Source organism: Streptomyces sp. (assembly GCF_035644915.1).
Classification (GTDB): domain Bacteria; phylum Actinomycetota; class Actinomycetes; order Streptomycetales; family Streptomycetaceae; genus Streptomyces.
Map to the genome: position 1 here is coordinate 128,179 of NZ_DASQNP010000183.1, position 13,249 is coordinate 141,427.

Sequence of the window (13,249 nt, forward strand, 5' to 3'; positions counted from 1 at the left end):
GTGCGTCCGAAAATTCGCATGTGAGATGCAGATTATGGAGGCAGTGATGCTGTCCGAGAAGTCCACCGCCGTGGTGCGAGCCACCCTCCCGGCCGTCGGCGCCGCCATCGCCGACATCACCCCGCTCTTCTACCGGAAGATGTTCGCCGCCCACCCCGAGCTGCTGCGCGACCTGTTCAACCGGGGCAACCAGGCCAACGGCGCCCAGAGCCGGGCGCTGGCGGGATCGATCGCCGCCTTCGCCGCCCTGCTGCTGGAGCACCCCGACGAGCGCCCCGACCGGATGCTGGCCCGCATCGCCCACAAGCACGCGTCCCTGGGCATCACCGCCGAGCAGTACACGATCGTGCGCCGGTACTTGTTCGAGGCCATGGCCGAGGTCCTGGGCGACGCCCTGGACGAGGAGGCCGTCACCGCCTGGGACGAGGTGTACTGGCTGATGGCCGGGGCCCTGATCGCCATGGAGGCGCGGCTGTACGCCCGTGCCGGCCTCGACGACGGGGACGTCTGGCGCCCCTGGCGGGTGGTGGGCCGGATGGAGGAGACCGCCGAGGTGGCGACCTTCGTGCTGCGCCCCGCCGACGGCGGCCCCCTGCCGCCGTTCCGGCCGGGACAATACGTCTCCGTACGGGTCACCCTGCCGGACGGAGCCCGGCAGATCCGCCAGTACAGCCTGGCGTGCGCCCCCGGCGGCACCGACCGCTGGATCTCCGTCAAGCGGGCCTCCGGCGACCCGGCCGGCGAGGTCTCCACCTGGCTGCACGAGCACGTCCGCGAGGGGGACGTGCTCACCGTCGGCGCGCCCTTCGGCGACGTGGTCCTGGACGACGGCGACGGGCCCGTACTGCTGGCCTCGGCGGGCATCGGCTGCACCCCGATGATCGGCATGCTGTCCCACCTGGCCGCCACCGGTGCGCCGCGTCCGGTGATCGTGGTGCACGGCGACCGCCGCGAGTCCACCCACGCCTTCCGGGAGCAGCTCGAACTCCTCACCGCCAAGCTGCCGGACGTGACCACCCACGTGTGGTACGAGCAGCCCGAGGGGCCCTGGCCCGCCGAGCGCACCGGGCTGGTCGACCTGTCGGGCGTCGACCTCCCCGACGGCGTCCGCGCCTACCTGTGCGGGCCGCCGCCGTTCATGCGCTCGGTGCGGGGCCGACTGCTGGAGCGCGGCGTCCCGGCGTCCCGCATCCACTACGAGTCCTTCGGTCCCGACCTGGGCCTGGACGCCGACGGCTGACCGCGGGCGTCCACCGCTCCCCGCCGCGCCTCCGCCGCCGCGCCTCACCGCGCGGCGGCGGAGGCGCGCAGGGTGGCGACCACCTCGTCGTCCCCCACCTGGGAGAAGTCCTCGTACCACTGCCCGACCCCCTGGAAGGCCGCCGGCCGGTACGGGCACACCAGGCGGTCGACCTCGCGCTCCAGCGCCGCCGCGGCCTGGGGGGAGGACACCGGGACGGCCAGGACCAGGCGGGCCGGGCCGAGCGCGCGGACCGCGCGCAGCGCGGCGCGCGCGGTGACGCCGGTGGCCAGCCCGTCGTCGACGACGACCACCGACCGGTCCCGGACCCCGGGGGCCGGACGGCCGCCGCGGTACAGCTCCTCGCGGCGGCGCAGCTCCGCCCGCTCCCGCTCGACCCGGGGGGCGAGTTCCTCGGCGGTCAGGCCGAGCACGGCCAGCGACCGCCCGTCGAAGAGCGGGGGGCCCTCGCCCGCGAGGGCGCCGACCCCCAGCTCGGGATTGAACGGAGCGCCGATCTTGCGGGCGACCAGCACGTCCAGCGGGGCGTGCAGCACGCGGGCGATCTCGGCGCCCACGGGAACGCCGCCGCGGGGAAGCGCCAGGACCAGCGGACGCTCCAGCTCGCCGCCGAGCTGGAGGTCGCGCAGCGGCTCGGCGAGCCTGCGGCCCGCCTGCCTGCGGTCGTGGTAGCGCATGGTCTCTCTTCTCTCCCTTCGCCCCGGCCCCGGTTCCTCCGAACCCTTCGAGGCCGCGGCGGAACGCCGTCACCGGGCCGCCGTCACCAGGACGCCTCCCGGCGGGACATGCGGGCGAACCAGTCGCGGGCCGCGGCGGCGACCTGGTCCAGGGCTCCGGGCTCTTCGAACAGATGGGTGGCGCCGGGCACCACGTGCACCGTGCACGGGGCGGACAGCCGGGCGGCGGCCCGCTCGTTCAGCCGCAGGACCTCCCGGTCCTCGCCGCCGACGATCAGCAGGACGGGGGCGCCGACCCGGTCCAGGGCGTCGCCCGCGAGGTCCGGCCGGCCGCCGCGGGAGACCACGGCCCGCACCTCCCCGGGCCGTTCGGCCGCCGCCACCAGGGCCGCCGCGGCCCCCGTGCTGGCACCGAAGAGGCCCACCGGCAGCCCGGCGGCGGACGGGTGGCCGACCAGCCAGTCGACGGCCGCCACCAGGCGCCGGCCGAGCAGGGGGACGTCGAAGCGGTGCTCGGCGGTGACCCGGTCGGTGCGCTCCTCGTCCTCGGTGAGCAGGTCGAACAGCAGCGTGCCCAGACCCGCCTCCCGCAGGACACCGGCCACCGCGCGGTTGCGCGGGCTGTGCCGGGAGCTGCCGCTGCCGTGGGCGAACGCCACGACGCCGCGGGCCCGGTCGGGCACGGCGAGGTCTCCGGTCAGGACGGCTCCCGAGTCGGTGGCGATCCGGGCTGTCTCGGGGAGCATCACTACCTCCCGCACTGCGGACGTCCGTGCCCGGCCGGAGGTACCCGCCGGCGGCGGCGGTATGCGCGGCGCATCCGGGAGGGCGGCGGCCCGTACCGGGCCGGCCGGAGGTGCGCCATCATGGGACGGGCCGGACGCGCACCGGACCCCTGCCGGCGGTACGACGCCCCTCCCCGCCGCCGGCCCCGCCAGGCACGCACCCACACCACGCCCCCACCACGTCCCGGCCGCCCGGACGCATCCCGGACCGCATCCCGGACTCCAGGAGGAACCACGTGCTCCGCCGCCCCGCCGACCAGGCCCCGACCCCGGTGGACGCCGGGCACCGGGACCCCCTCGCCGCGGCCCCGGACCCGCTGTTCGCGTACGGGACGCTGCGGTTCCCCGAGGTGCTGCGCGCGCTGCTGGGCCGGGTGCCCGCCCGTACCCCGGCCGGCGTCGCGGGGTGGCGCGCCGCGGCGCTCGAAGGACGCCCCTATCCCGGCCTCGTCCCCGCCGGGGGGACGGCGACGGGCCTGCTCCTCACGGACCTGACACCCGGCGAGTGGCGCGTCCTCGACGCCTTCGAGGGCGAGGAGTACGAGCGGCGGCGTCTGTCCCTGACCGACGGGCGGCACTGCTGGGCCTACGTCTGGACCGGCGGGGGCGTGCTCCCCGGGGACTGGAGCGCCGGGGACTTCGCGGAACGCCACCTCGCCGCCTACGCCGCCCGGTGCGCGCCGCCCGCCGCGGGACGGCACGGGCCGGCCGGCCTCCCGGCCGGTTCGGAAACCGGGTGAACGCGCGGAGCGCCGCCCCTAGGGTGGCGGGCATGCCGACGCCCTCCCACCCCCCGAAGCCGCGTCCGGGCGACCGGATCGCCGTGCTCTCGCCCTCCTCCGGCCTGCCGGAGCTCTTCCCCGTCCCGTACGAACTCGGGCTCGCCCGGTTGGAGCGGGACTTCGGCCTGGTGCCGGTGGAGTACCCGACCACGCGCACGATGGACGCCACCGCGCGGGAACGGGCGGAGGACATCCACGCGGCCTTCGCCGACCCCACGATCAGGGCCGTGATGGCCAGCATCGGCGGCGACGACCAGATCACCGTCCTGCCGCTGCTGGACCGGGAGCTGATCCGGGCGAACCCCAAGCCGTTCTTCGGCTTCAGCGACAACACCAACCTGCTGGTGCACCTGTGGAACACCGGTGTCGTCGGCTACCACGGGGCGAGCGTGATGACCGAGCTGGGCCGCCCCGGCGCGGTGCACCCGCTCACCGCCGAGTCGCTGCGGGCCGCGCTGTTCACCTCCGGCCCGTACGAGCTGCGCCCGGCCGAGCGCTTCCGCGACACCGACTGCGACTGGACGGATCCGGCCGCCTTCGAGACCGAGCCGGAGACCCGGCCGGGCCGGGGCTGGACCTGGCACGGGCCCGAGAGGGTCGTGGAGGGGCGCGGCTGGGGCGGCTGCCTGGAGGTCCTCTCCTCACTGCTGATGGCGGACCGCGAGATCCAGCCCGACGAGTCGGCGTACGACGGCTGCGTGCTCTTCCTGGAGACCTCCGAGGAGATGCCGTGCGCCGAGGAGGTCTTCCGCGTCCTGCGCAGCATGGGCGAGCGCGGGTTGCTGCGGCGCTTCCCGGCCCTGCTCATGGGCCGCCCCAAGACCTGGTCCATCGACCGCCGCACCACCGCCGAGGAGGGCGAGCGCTACGCGCGGGAGCAGCGCGAGGCGGTGCTGCGCGTGCTGGAGGCGTACGCACCCGACACGATGGCCGTCTTCGACGTCGACCTCGGGCACACCGACCCGCAACTGGTGATCCCCTACGGCGGCCCGGTGCGCGTCGACGGGCCCGGGCGGCGCATCACCGTGACCTACTGAAACTCCTGCTGACCGGGAATCCGCGAAGCCGCGGTCCGGCCGGACCGCCCGGACCGCCCGGCCCGGCCGTCCGCCGGGGCGGGCCCGCCGTCCCCGAACAGGGAGACCGTCCCGAACACCCCGTCGTAGCCCGGGTCGCGCCGCACCCGGTGGGCGCGCAGCCGCTCGATCGCCTCGGCCGTCTCCGGCTCGCCGGCCTCGCGCACCTGCCGCGGGGGCACGTCGAGCAGCAGGGGCAGCTCCGGACCCAGCGCGGCGGTCAGGGCGTCGACGGCGCGCTCCACGGTCTTGGTCTTCGGCCCGACCCCGAGGACCTCGGCCGCGATCTCCGGCAGCGGGACGATCTTCAGCGCCTCGCCGGCGGTGGACGGCCGCCGCCCGGCGGGGTGGTCGGCCAGTTCCTCGACCCGGTGGAGCACGCCGACCGTCAGGCGCCTGCCGCACACCGGGCACTTCCCCTGGTGCGCCCTGGTCTCGGCCGGCTCCAGCCGTACGCCGCACCCGCGGTGCCCGTCGAGGTGGTACTTGCCCTCCTCGGGATACAGGTCCACGGTGCCGGCGTACCCCTCGCCGGTCATGAGGGCGCGGCGGATCGCGAAGTAGTCCAGCTCGGTGTCGAACACGGTGGCGTTGCGGCCCAGGATGGGCGGCGAGTGCGCGTCGGAGTGGCTGACCAGCCGGAAGCGGTCCAGGGAGGACACCCGCCAGTTCATCTCCGGGTCCGAGGAGAGGCCCGTCTCCAGCGCGAAGACGTGGTCGGCGAGGTCGCCGTAGCACTCCGCCACGCCGTCGAAGCCGGACTTCGAGCCGAGGACGCCGAACCAGGGGGTCCAGGCGTGGGCCGGGACCAGGTAGGAGCCCTCCCCGGCGGACAGGGTGGCCTCCAGCAGGTCACGGGCGTCCATGGCCAGGGCGGGCCGCCCGTCCGAGGCGAGGTCGCCGAACCGGGACAGGCGGCGGGTGAGTTCCCCGGCCGCGTCGAAGTCGGGCACGTGGCACAGGTGGTGGATCCTGCGGCCCCGGCCGCCGCGCGCGTAGGTGGTGGAGACCTCCACCTGGAGCGTGAACCGCAGGGGGCCGCGGCAGGTGGGCGGCAGGGTCCGCAGCACCTCGCGGTCGATCTCGTCCCGCAGCCGGAACAGGCCCGGCTCCGCCGGCACCAGTGCCTCGCGCAGTTGCCGCGCCCACTTAGGGTGGGTGAAGTCGCCGGTGCCCAGCACGGTGATCCCCTTGCGCCGGGCCCACCAGGCCAGCCGCGGCAGGTCGCTGTTGCGGCTGCAGGCCCTGCTGTACCGGGAATGCACGTGCAGGTCGGCGTAGTAGCGCATGGACGGGCCTCCCACGGTGGTTCCTCCGGGCGGTGTGCACCGCCGGCTCACCGGCGCGCGGGGGATGCCGCGCCGGGTGCCCGCGCGCCCTTTCCGTCTCCACGCGTGCCCCGGAACCGCGCGGACATGGGCGGCGGACCCGGGCGTCGGCCTGGGTGTTACGGTGGCCGCGGTGCTCCCGGCGCCCCGGACGAGCGCGTCGTACCCGGCAGGACAAGACGGCGCAGTCATACGTGGTCACGCATCCTCGACACCGCGGAGGTCGCGCCCATGGCATGGGTCGTGCTGGTCGTCTCGGGAATCCTGGAGGCGGTGTGGGCCGCCGCCCTGTCCGCCTCGCGGGGCTTCACCCGCCTGTGGCCCAGCGTCCTGTTCCTCGTCGCCATCACCTTGAGCATGGGCGGTCTCGCCTACGCCCTGCGGGGCATCCCCATCGGCACCGGATACGCGGTGTGGGTGGGCATCGGCGCCGTCGGCACGGCCCTGTACGGGATGGCCGTGCTCGGCGAACCCGTGACCGCCGGGCGCATGGTGTGCCTGCTGCTGATCATCGCCGGTGTCGTGGGGCTGAAGGTCCTCCACTGAGGCCGTGCCCGGTGCCGTGCCCGCCGGTGCCGGGTGCCGTCCGCACCGTGGGGCTCCCCGGTTTCCGGACGGACCACGGGCCCCGCCGCCCCGGCGTCGGTCGCCGTGCCGGCGGGGGCCCGTGGTCCGCCGCGCGTCAGGTCCCGTCGTGGCGGTCCTCGGTGTCGGAGCCGCCGGGAGCGGCCGTCCGGCCCTGGGAGGCGTCCTCCTCCGGCGAGGTCTTCCGCCGCCTGGAGCGGTCGGTGGTGGCCGGGTCGGTCCGGCCCGCCGCGGTCTCCCCGGACAGGTGGCGGACGTGCTCCTTGGCGACCTCTTCGAGCCGCTTCTCCCGTTCCTTCCGGTGGCGCTTGAACATGGCTGCCTCACTCTCCGTCCCGTACGGGCGTCCGGCGTCCGGCCACCGTGCTCCTCCGTCGGCCCGGATGCGTCAAAAGCCCGATATGCGGATACCGTGCTACGCGGTTCCCCCGCCTCCGGTGCCCATGCCCTCCGGGTGCGGGGAATCCGGCACCCCGCCGTGCGGCGGTCCGGGGGAGGGGAATAGGGGTGAGCGGCGGGGCGTTCGACGGGGTAATTGAATAATCAACTAGTTCGGATGTGAGCCCAGTGAGCGCAGTGCAGTTCGGGATCTTCACCGTGGGTGACGTCACCCCCGATCCCACCACGGGCCGGACACCCACCGAGCACGAGCGGATCAAGGCGATGGTCACCATCGCGCTCAAGGCGGAGGAGGTCGGTCTCGACGTCTTCGCCACCGGCGAGCACCACAACCCGCCCTTCGTGCCGTCCTCGCCGACGACCATGCTGGGATGGATCGCCGCCCGCACCGAACGGCTCATCCTGTCCACCTCCACCACGCTGATCACCACCAACGACCCGGTGAAGATCGCGGAGGACTTCGCGATGCTCCAGCACCTGGCCGACGGCCGGGTGGACCTGATGACGGGCCGCGGCAACACCGGCCCGGTCTACCCGTGGTTCGGCAAGGACATCCGCGACGGCATCCCGCTGGCCATCGAGAACTACGCGCTGCTGCACAAGCTGTGGCGCGAGGACGTGGTGGACTGGCAGGGCCGCTTCCGCACCCCGCTGCAGGGGTTCACCTCCACCCCCCGGCCGCTGGACGGCGTCCCGCCGTTCGTCTGGCACGGCTCCATCCGCAGCCCGGAGATCGCCGAGCAGGCCGCCTACTACGGCGACGGGTTCTTCGCCAACAACATCTTCTGGCCCAAGGAGCACTTCCAGCGCCTGGTCGACCTGTACCGGGAGCGCTACGCCCACTACGGCCACGGCACCCCCGAGCAGGCGATCGTCGGACTCGGCGGCCAGGTGTTCATGCGGCGGAACTCCCAGGACGCGGTGCGCGAGTTCCGGCCGTACTTCGACAACGCGCCCGTCTACGGCCACGGACCCTCGCTGGAGGAGTTCACCGAGCAGACCCCGCTCACGGTGGGCAGTCCGCAGCAGGTCATCGAGCGGACCCTGGCCTTCCGTGAGTACTTCGGCGACTACCAGCGCCAGCTCTTCCTGATGGACCACGCCGGCCTGCCGCTGAAGACCGTGCTGGAGCAGCTCGACATGCTCGGCGAGGAGGTCGTGCCCGTGCTCCGCGAGGAGTTCGCGTCCGGCCGCCCGGACACCGTCCCGGACGGCCCGACCCACCGGGCCCTGGTCGCCCGCCGCGACGCCGGGGCCGCCGCGGCCTGACGGCCCGCGGCCCGTCCGGGGCGCCCCACGCGCCCGTCCGCCCACCCCGCCGGACACCGCGGGACCACACGCAGGAGAGGAACATGGAACCCATCCGCATCGTGGCCGTCTCGGCCGGACTCGGCCGGCCGTCCTCCACGCGCCTGCTGGCCGACCGGCTGGCGGACGCGGTCGAGCGGCATCTGGCGGACGGCGAGCGCCCGGTCGAGGCACGGGTGATCGAGCTGCGCGACCTGGCCACCGGCATCGCCCACACCATGGTCACCGGTTTCCCCGGCCCCGCCCTGCGGGAGGCGACCGGGGCGGTGGCGGAGGCCGACGGCCTGATCGCGGTCACACCGATCTTCAACGCCTCCTACAGCGGGCTGTTCAAGTCCTTCTTCGACGTACTGGACAACACCGCCCTGCGCGGGAAGCCCGTGGCCGTCGCCGCGACCGGCGGCACACCGCGCCACTCCCTGGCCCTGGAGCACGCCCTGCGCCCGATGTTCGCCCACCTGCGGGCGGTCGTGGTGCCCACCGCCGTCTACGCCGCCACCGAGGACTGGGGCGCCGGGGACGCCCGCCACGACGAGCTGTCCGGGCGGATCGAGCGGGCGGCGGAGGAACTGGCGGACCTGGTGCGGGCCCGGCCCGCGTCCGCCGGGCGCCCGGACGGGGAACCCGTCACGCCCTTCCGGGAGCAGTTGGCCTCCCTCGGGCTGCGGTAGCCCGGCGCCCGGCGCCGGAGCGGATGCCGGGCCGTGGGACCGGGTAGACGTCCGGTCCCACGGCCTGCACCCGGACGGGAGAACCGCGACATGACCACCACCGCAGGGAACCCCGGCAGCACCACCGCCGAGTACGAGCGGTCGCCCAGCCACTTCACCGACCGCATCACGGCCGACGGCGCGGACGGCTGGCCGGTCGAGGCGGGACGGTACCGGCTGGTGGTCAGCCGGGCCTGCCCCTGGGCGAACCGCGCGCTGATCGTACGGCGCCTGCTCGGCCTGGAGGACGCGATCTCGCTGGCGGTCACCGACCCCCTGCAGGACGAGCGGAGCTGGCGCTTCACCCTGGACCCGGACGGCCGGGACCCGGTGCTGGGCATCGCCTACCTGGGCGAGGCCTACGCCGCCCGCGAGCCCGGCTACCGGGGCGGGATCAGCGTCCCGGCGATCGTCGACGTCCCCAGCGGCAGGCTCGTCACCAACGACTACCAGCGCATCACGCTGGACTTCAGCACCGAGTGGACCGCGCTGCACCGCGCCGGAGCGCCGGACCTGTACCCCGAGCCGCTGCGCGACGAGATCCACGAGGTGATGGACGCCGTCCACCGGGACGTCAACAACGGCGTCTACCGGGCCGGCTTCGCCAAGTCCCAGCGGGCCTACGAGCAGGCGTACCGCCGGCTGTTCGAGCGCCTGGACCGGCTGTCGGAGCGCCTGTCCACCCGGCGCTACCTGGTCGGGGACACCATCACCGAGGCCGACGTGCGGCTGTTCACCACCCTGGTCCGCTTCGACGCGGTCTACCACGGCCACTTCAAGTGCAACCGCAACAAGCTCAGCGAGGACCCGGTGCTGTGGGCCTACGCCCGCGACCTGTTCCAGACCCCCGGCTTCGGCGACACCGTCGACTTCGACCACATCAAGCGGCACTACCACCAGGTCCACACCGACATCAATCCGACGCAGATCGTGCCGCTCGGCCCGGACCTGTCCGGCTGGTCGGCCCCGCACCACCGCGAGGAACTGGGCGGCCGGCCCTTCGGCGACGGGACCGCCCCCGGCCCGGTGCCCGCGGGCGAGGAGGTCCCGCCGGAGGGCCGGGCGGAGGAGCGGTAGCCGCGGCCGGCCCGCGTTCCCCCCGCCCGGCCGGGGTACTCCCGGCCGGGCGGGGGAGACCGCAGGAACCCACACGGAAGCCAGGTGATCACCGTGCTGGCTGGACGGCTCGACGTGAGGACCCGCGCCTTCGCCGTGGAGGACGTGCCCACTCCGCGGCCGGGGCCGGGCGAGGTGCTGGTGAAGGTCGAGGCGGCGGGGGTCTGTCTGTCGGACGCGCATCTGGTCGACGGCACCCTCACCCCGCCGTACCTGTCCGGGTACACGGTCACCCTCGGTCACGAGGTGTCGGGCGTCGTCGCCGAACCGGGCGGGGGCGTGACCTGCTGGCGGCCGGGGCAGCGCGTCCTGCTCCAGACCGGGGAGGAGCACGGCGACGCGGTGCGGACCCGGGGCGTGGACTGTGACGGCGGCTGGGCGGAGTACGCGGTGGCGAGCGAGTCCGCGCTGGTGGAACTGCCGGACGACCTGCCCTTCGAGCAGGCCGCGATCATCCCGGACGCGGTGTCCACCCCCTGGGCCGCCATCACCACCACCGCCCGCGCCGAGCCCGCGCGGCCGGCCGGCGTCTGGGGCGCGGGCGGCCTCGGCGCGCACGCCGTACAACTGCTGCGCCTCGTCGGGGCGGCCCCCGTCGTCGCCGTCGACCCCCTGCCCGAGGCGCGCGAGCGGGCCCTGGCCTTCGGTGCGGACGCGGCCCTCCCGCCGGACGACCCCGAGCTGCCCGCCCGGGTGCGGGCCGAGGCCGGCGGTGCGGGACTGGCCGTCGCGTTCGACTTCGCGGGTGTCCCGGCCGTACGGGAGCAGGCGGTGGCCTGCCTGGCCCGGGGCGGCAGGCTGGTGCTGGTCGGCCCCGTGGACGGGCCGCTGACCATCGGCGACGGCACCGCCTTCAGCCGCCTCGGGCAGCAGGTGCTCGGACACCACGGCTCCACCGGCGTACACGTCCGGCAGCTCGTCTCGCTGGCGCGGCTGCACCGGCTGGAGCTTTCGAAGTCGGTCAGCGGCGTGCTGCCGCTGACCGAGGCCCGGGAGGCGGTGGACCGGCTGCTGCAGAAGGAGGGCAATCCGGTCCGGCTGATCCTCAGGCCCTGACGCGCGCCGGCGCCCGGCGCGCGCCAACTCCCCGTGGCGCGGGCGGAAAGGGCCGGACCGGTGCGGAACGGGCCGTCGGCCCCGCATCCGTGGGGGACGATGCCGGGCCGACGCGGGGGTGCCGGGGGCTGCCGGGTGGACGAGGCCGCCCGGACGATCAGCGGGACTTGATGGAGAGTTCCTTCTTGAGGGCGCTCAGGGCGCCCGCCCACAACTGGTCGACCCGGCTGCGCTCGGCGGCGTTCGGGTAGGCGTTGGTGCAGGACGGGCCGGGACCGCCGCCGGACATCAGCTCGCTGCACGGGCCGGAGTAGTGGTCCGGCAGGCCGAGCACGTGGCCGGTCTCGTGCGAGGTGACGCGGGTGGAGTTGTAGACCTGGTTCTGCCGGTAGTCCAGGAAGATGTAGCCGTTGCCGCGGCCGTCGGTGCTGGCGTAGGAGCCGCGCGAGTCGTTGCCCTCGTAGTAGCGGAAGTCGGCGTTGCTGCCCGACACCAGCCGCACGTTGCTGACGGACGAGTTCCAGATCTGCGCGCTGCGGGCTATCTGGGTGGCGAACGTGGGGGCCCGGCTGGCGTCGTAGACGACGGTGACGGCCTGGGCGCCCGTGACGCGCTGCTTGGACAGCGCCGACTCCATCACCGCCTCGAAGAACGCCCTGGTGTTGGTCTTGTCGGCGGCGGAACCGGAGTACGCCGCGATCGAGGCCGGGAGGCGGTCGGCCACCGGGGCCGGGGCCGCGGACGCGGGCACCGAGGCCAGGCTCATCGCGAGACCGAGGCCGAGGGTGACGGAGAGGGCCAGTCTGGAGGACTTCATGTGGGGGGACTCCTTGCCGTCCGTGAACCCGGCGCCGGAAAGAGTTGAGGGAGCGGCCGGATTCTGCGGAAGAACTTCGGACGGCCAGAATTCTGTTCGACCTCCGTACCGCCGGGATGATGTCAAATGGTGATAGCACTAAGGCATCACCCCTTCGCCGACGGGACATCATCCCCGTGTCATCCCGTGGCGTCCCCGCGTGCCGACGCCCCGTCACGATCCGCCCGGCCGTGCGCGCCGGGAGCGCCGGGCATGCCGTTTCCATGGGGGTTGGCCATCTGGTGCGCGTAGTTGGCACGTCGTTATCCTCCAGGCGTGGAGCTCGAGGTGAGGCATCTGCGCGTGCTGTGCGCCATCGCCGACGCGGGCAGCATGCGCAAGGCCGCGCTGCGACTGGGGATGTCCCAGCCCTCCCTGACCACACAGCTCCGGCGCATCGAGAACACCATCGGCGGACGGTTGTTCACCCGGGAGCGCACCGGCAGTCGTCCGACCGCCCTCGGGCAGTCCGTGCTGTGCCGCGCCCGTCCGATTGTCGCGGACATGGCGGCACTGGTGAGCGAGGCGAGGAACGCGGCGGCCCTGGCGGGGGAGACCCGGCTGAGGGTCGGCAGCACGGCCAGCCGGGCCGTGGCGGGCTGGATGCGCAGGCTCCGCGCCCGCTACCCCGGCGACGACGCCACGATCCACATCGACGCCTCCGCCAACTCGCTGCTCCAGGCGGTCGCGGACGGGCAGCTCGACGTGGCCTTCGTCCACGAACTGGAGGGATTCCCGCTGCGGTTCCCCACGGGCTTGGAGCGGCACGTCCTGGTCGCCCGGGAGCCGCAGTTCATCGCCCTGCCCGCGACCCACCCGCAGGCCGGACGCCGGGTGGTCGACATCGCGGACCTCTCCGGCGACCAGTGGATCGTCGACTTCACGGCGGACGACGAGTGGGTCGCCACGCGCCGCGTCCTGGAGGCGGCCGGACTGCGCCCGCGCATGATCCACGTGTCCGACAACACCACCGCCGCGGTGCTGATCGCCGGAGGCGAGGCGGTGAGCCTGTGCCAGCCCGTCTCACAGCCGCGCCAGGGCATGGTCATCCGCCAGTTGCGCGACGACCCGATGGGAGTCCGGCTGCTGCTGGCCTGCCGCCCGGACAGCCGCGCGGCGGCGGAGATCGACGGCATCCACGCCGACCTGCTGGCCTCCTACGCCGAGGCGGCCTGGGCCAGCACCGCCTACCGCCGGTGGCTGCTGCGCAACGGCAGCCCGCTGCTGCCCCCGCCGGGGGACCGCCTCCCGCCCGGGGACGGGGTGTCCGCCGTGGTCCCGGCGCAGCCCGGACCCGTCGGCCCCGTCGG

14 protein-coding genes and 1 riboswitch are annotated in these 13,249 nt (G+C 74.5%); of the genes, 9 read left to right on the forward strand and 5 right to left on the reverse strand.

The window, feature by feature from the left end:
• Positions 1–46: 46 nt before the first annotated feature.
• Positions 47–1,240 carry a globin domain-containing protein gene (locus tag VE546_RS20620; RefSeq protein WP_324924497.1) on the forward strand — a complete coding sequence of 398 codons (1,194 nt, stop codon included), beginning with the start codon at positions 47–49 and terminating at the stop codon, positions 1,238–1,240.
• 44 nt (positions 1,241–1,284) lie between these two features.
• On the opposite strand, the gene VE546_RS20625 is transcribed toward VE546_RS20620, so the two are convergent.
• Complete coding sequence (locus VE546_RS20625) at positions 1,285–1,938, reverse strand: phosphoribosyltransferase (RefSeq protein WP_324924499.1); 654 nt, start codon at positions 1,936–1,938, stop codon at positions 1,285–1,287.
• Between the two features lie 83 nt (positions 1,939–2,021).
• Entirely contained in the window at positions 2,022–2,684 is a 663-nt protein-coding gene (locus VE546_RS20630; RefSeq protein WP_324924501.1) for a dienelactone hydrolase family protein, read from the reverse strand.
• A 275-nt stretch (positions 2,685–2,959) separates the two neighbouring features.
• On the opposite strand from VE546_RS20630, the gene VE546_RS20635 reads away from it, so the two are divergent.
• Together VE546_RS20635 and VE546_RS20640 are read left to right on the forward strand one after the other, a co-directional pair.
• Positions 2,960–3,463, forward strand: coding sequence for a gamma-glutamylcyclotransferase family protein (locus VE546_RS20635; protein WP_324924503.1), 504 nt, complete (start codon positions 2,960–2,962; stop codon positions 3,461–3,463).
• Positions 3,464–3,495: 32 nt separating this feature from the next.
• Entirely contained in the window at positions 3,496–4,542 is a 1,047-nt protein-coding gene (locus tag VE546_RS20640) for a S66 peptidase family protein (RefSeq protein ID WP_324924505.1), read from the forward strand.
• Here VE546_RS20640 and VE546_RS20645 read toward each other — a convergent pair.
• Positions 4,536–5,885, reverse strand: a complete 1,350-nt coding sequence (locus VE546_RS20645; RefSeq protein WP_324924507.1) for an endonuclease Q family protein — start codon at positions 5,883–5,885, stop codon at positions 4,536–4,538. The genes VE546_RS20640 and VE546_RS20645 overlap by 7 nt on opposite strands.
• Before the next feature lie 151 nt (positions 5,886–6,036).
• Positions 6,037–6,098, forward strand: a riboswitch (guanidine-III (ykkC-III) riboswitch).
• 42 nt (positions 6,099–6,140) lie between these two features.
• Here VE546_RS20645 and VE546_RS20650 point away from each other — a divergent pair.
• Positions 6,141–6,455 (forward strand): multidrug efflux SMR transporter, encoded by a 315-nt coding sequence (locus VE546_RS20650; protein WP_324924509.1) that lies wholly within the window; start codon positions 6,141–6,143, stop codon positions 6,453–6,455.
• 136 nt (positions 6,456–6,591) lie between these two features.
• On the opposite strand, the gene VE546_RS20655 is transcribed toward VE546_RS20650, so the two are convergent.
• The gene (locus VE546_RS20655; RefSeq protein ID WP_324924512.1) at positions 6,592–6,810 is read right to left on the reverse strand and encodes a hypothetical protein; all 219 of its coding nucleotides are present in this window, start codon (positions 6,808–6,810) and stop codon (positions 6,592–6,594) included.
• A gap of 260 nt (positions 6,811–7,070) precedes the next feature.
• Between VE546_RS20655 and VE546_RS20660 the strand changes: the two genes are divergently transcribed.
• From VE546_RS20660 to VE546_RS20675, 4 genes are all read left to right on the forward strand, one after another.
• Positions 7,071–8,162 carry an LLM class flavin-dependent oxidoreductase gene (locus VE546_RS20660; protein ID WP_324924530.1) on the forward strand — a complete coding sequence of 364 codons (1,092 nt, stop codon included), beginning with the start codon at positions 7,071–7,073 and terminating at the stop codon, positions 8,160–8,162.
• 83 nt (positions 8,163–8,245) lie between these two features.
• Positions 8,246–8,872 (forward strand): FMN reductase, encoded by a 627-nt coding sequence (locus VE546_RS20665; protein WP_324924514.1) that lies wholly within the window; start codon positions 8,246–8,248, stop codon positions 8,870–8,872.
• Positions 8,873–8,962: 90 nt separating this feature from the next.
• Complete coding sequence (locus VE546_RS20670) at positions 8,963–9,988, forward strand: glutathione S-transferase family protein (RefSeq protein ID WP_324924516.1); 1,026 nt, start codon at positions 8,963–8,965, stop codon at positions 9,986–9,988.
• Positions 9,989–10,072: 84 nt separating this feature from the next.
• Complete coding sequence (locus tag VE546_RS20675) at positions 10,073–11,083, forward strand: zinc-binding dehydrogenase (RefSeq protein WP_324924518.1); 1,011 nt, start codon at positions 10,073–10,075, stop codon at positions 11,081–11,083.
• A gap of 157 nt (positions 11,084–11,240) precedes the next feature.
• On the opposite strand, the gene snpA is transcribed toward VE546_RS20675, so the two are convergent.
• Positions 11,241–11,900: a snapalysin gene (gene snpA, locus VE546_RS20680; RefSeq protein WP_324924520.1), complete on the reverse strand. Its 660-nt coding sequence runs from the start codon at positions 11,898–11,900 to the stop codon at positions 11,241–11,243.
• A gap of 315 nt (positions 11,901–12,215) precedes the next feature.
• On the opposite strand from snpA, the gene VE546_RS20685 reads away from it, so the two are divergent.
• Positions 12,216–13,249, forward strand: a 1,034-nt coding sequence (locus tag VE546_RS20685; RefSeq protein ID WP_324924521.1) for a LysR family transcriptional regulator, incomplete at its 3' end; no start/stop codon positions are given.

Bases quoted from the DNA above. Each gene is read 5' to 3' on its own strand.
- VE546_RS20620 (WP_324924497.1), top strand. From the start codon at position 47: ATGCTGTCCGAGAAGTCCACCGCCGTGGTGCGAGCCACCCTCCCGGCC.
- VE546_RS20625 (WP_324924499.1), bottom strand. From the start codon at position 1,938: ATGCGCTACCACGACCGCAGGCAGGCGGGCCGCAGGCTCGCCGAGCCG.
- VE546_RS20630 (WP_324924501.1), bottom strand. From the start codon at position 2,684: ATGCTCCCCGAGACAGCCCGGATCGCCACCGACTCGGGAGCCGTCCTG.
- VE546_RS20640 (WP_324924505.1), top strand. From the start codon at position 3,496: ATGCCGACGCCCTCCCACCCCCCGAAGCCGCGTCCGGGCGACCGGATC.
- VE546_RS20650 (WP_324924509.1), top strand. From the start codon at position 6,141: ATGGCATGGGTCGTGCTGGTCGTCTCGGGAATCCTGGAGGCGGTGTGG.
- VE546_RS20655 (WP_324924512.1), bottom strand. From the start codon at position 6,810: ATGTTCAAGCGCCACCGGAAGGAACGGGAGAAGCGGCTCGAAGAGGTC.
- VE546_RS20665 (WP_324924514.1), top strand. From the start codon at position 8,246: ATGGAACCCATCCGCATCGTGGCCGTCTCGGCCGGACTCGGCCGGCCG.
- VE546_RS20670 (WP_324924516.1), top strand. From the start codon at position 8,963: ATGACCACCACCGCAGGGAACCCCGGCAGCACCACCGCCGAGTACGAG.
- snpA (WP_324924520.1), bottom strand. From the start codon at position 11,900: ATGAAGTCCTCCAGACTGGCCCTCTCCGTCACCCTCGGCCTCGGTCTC.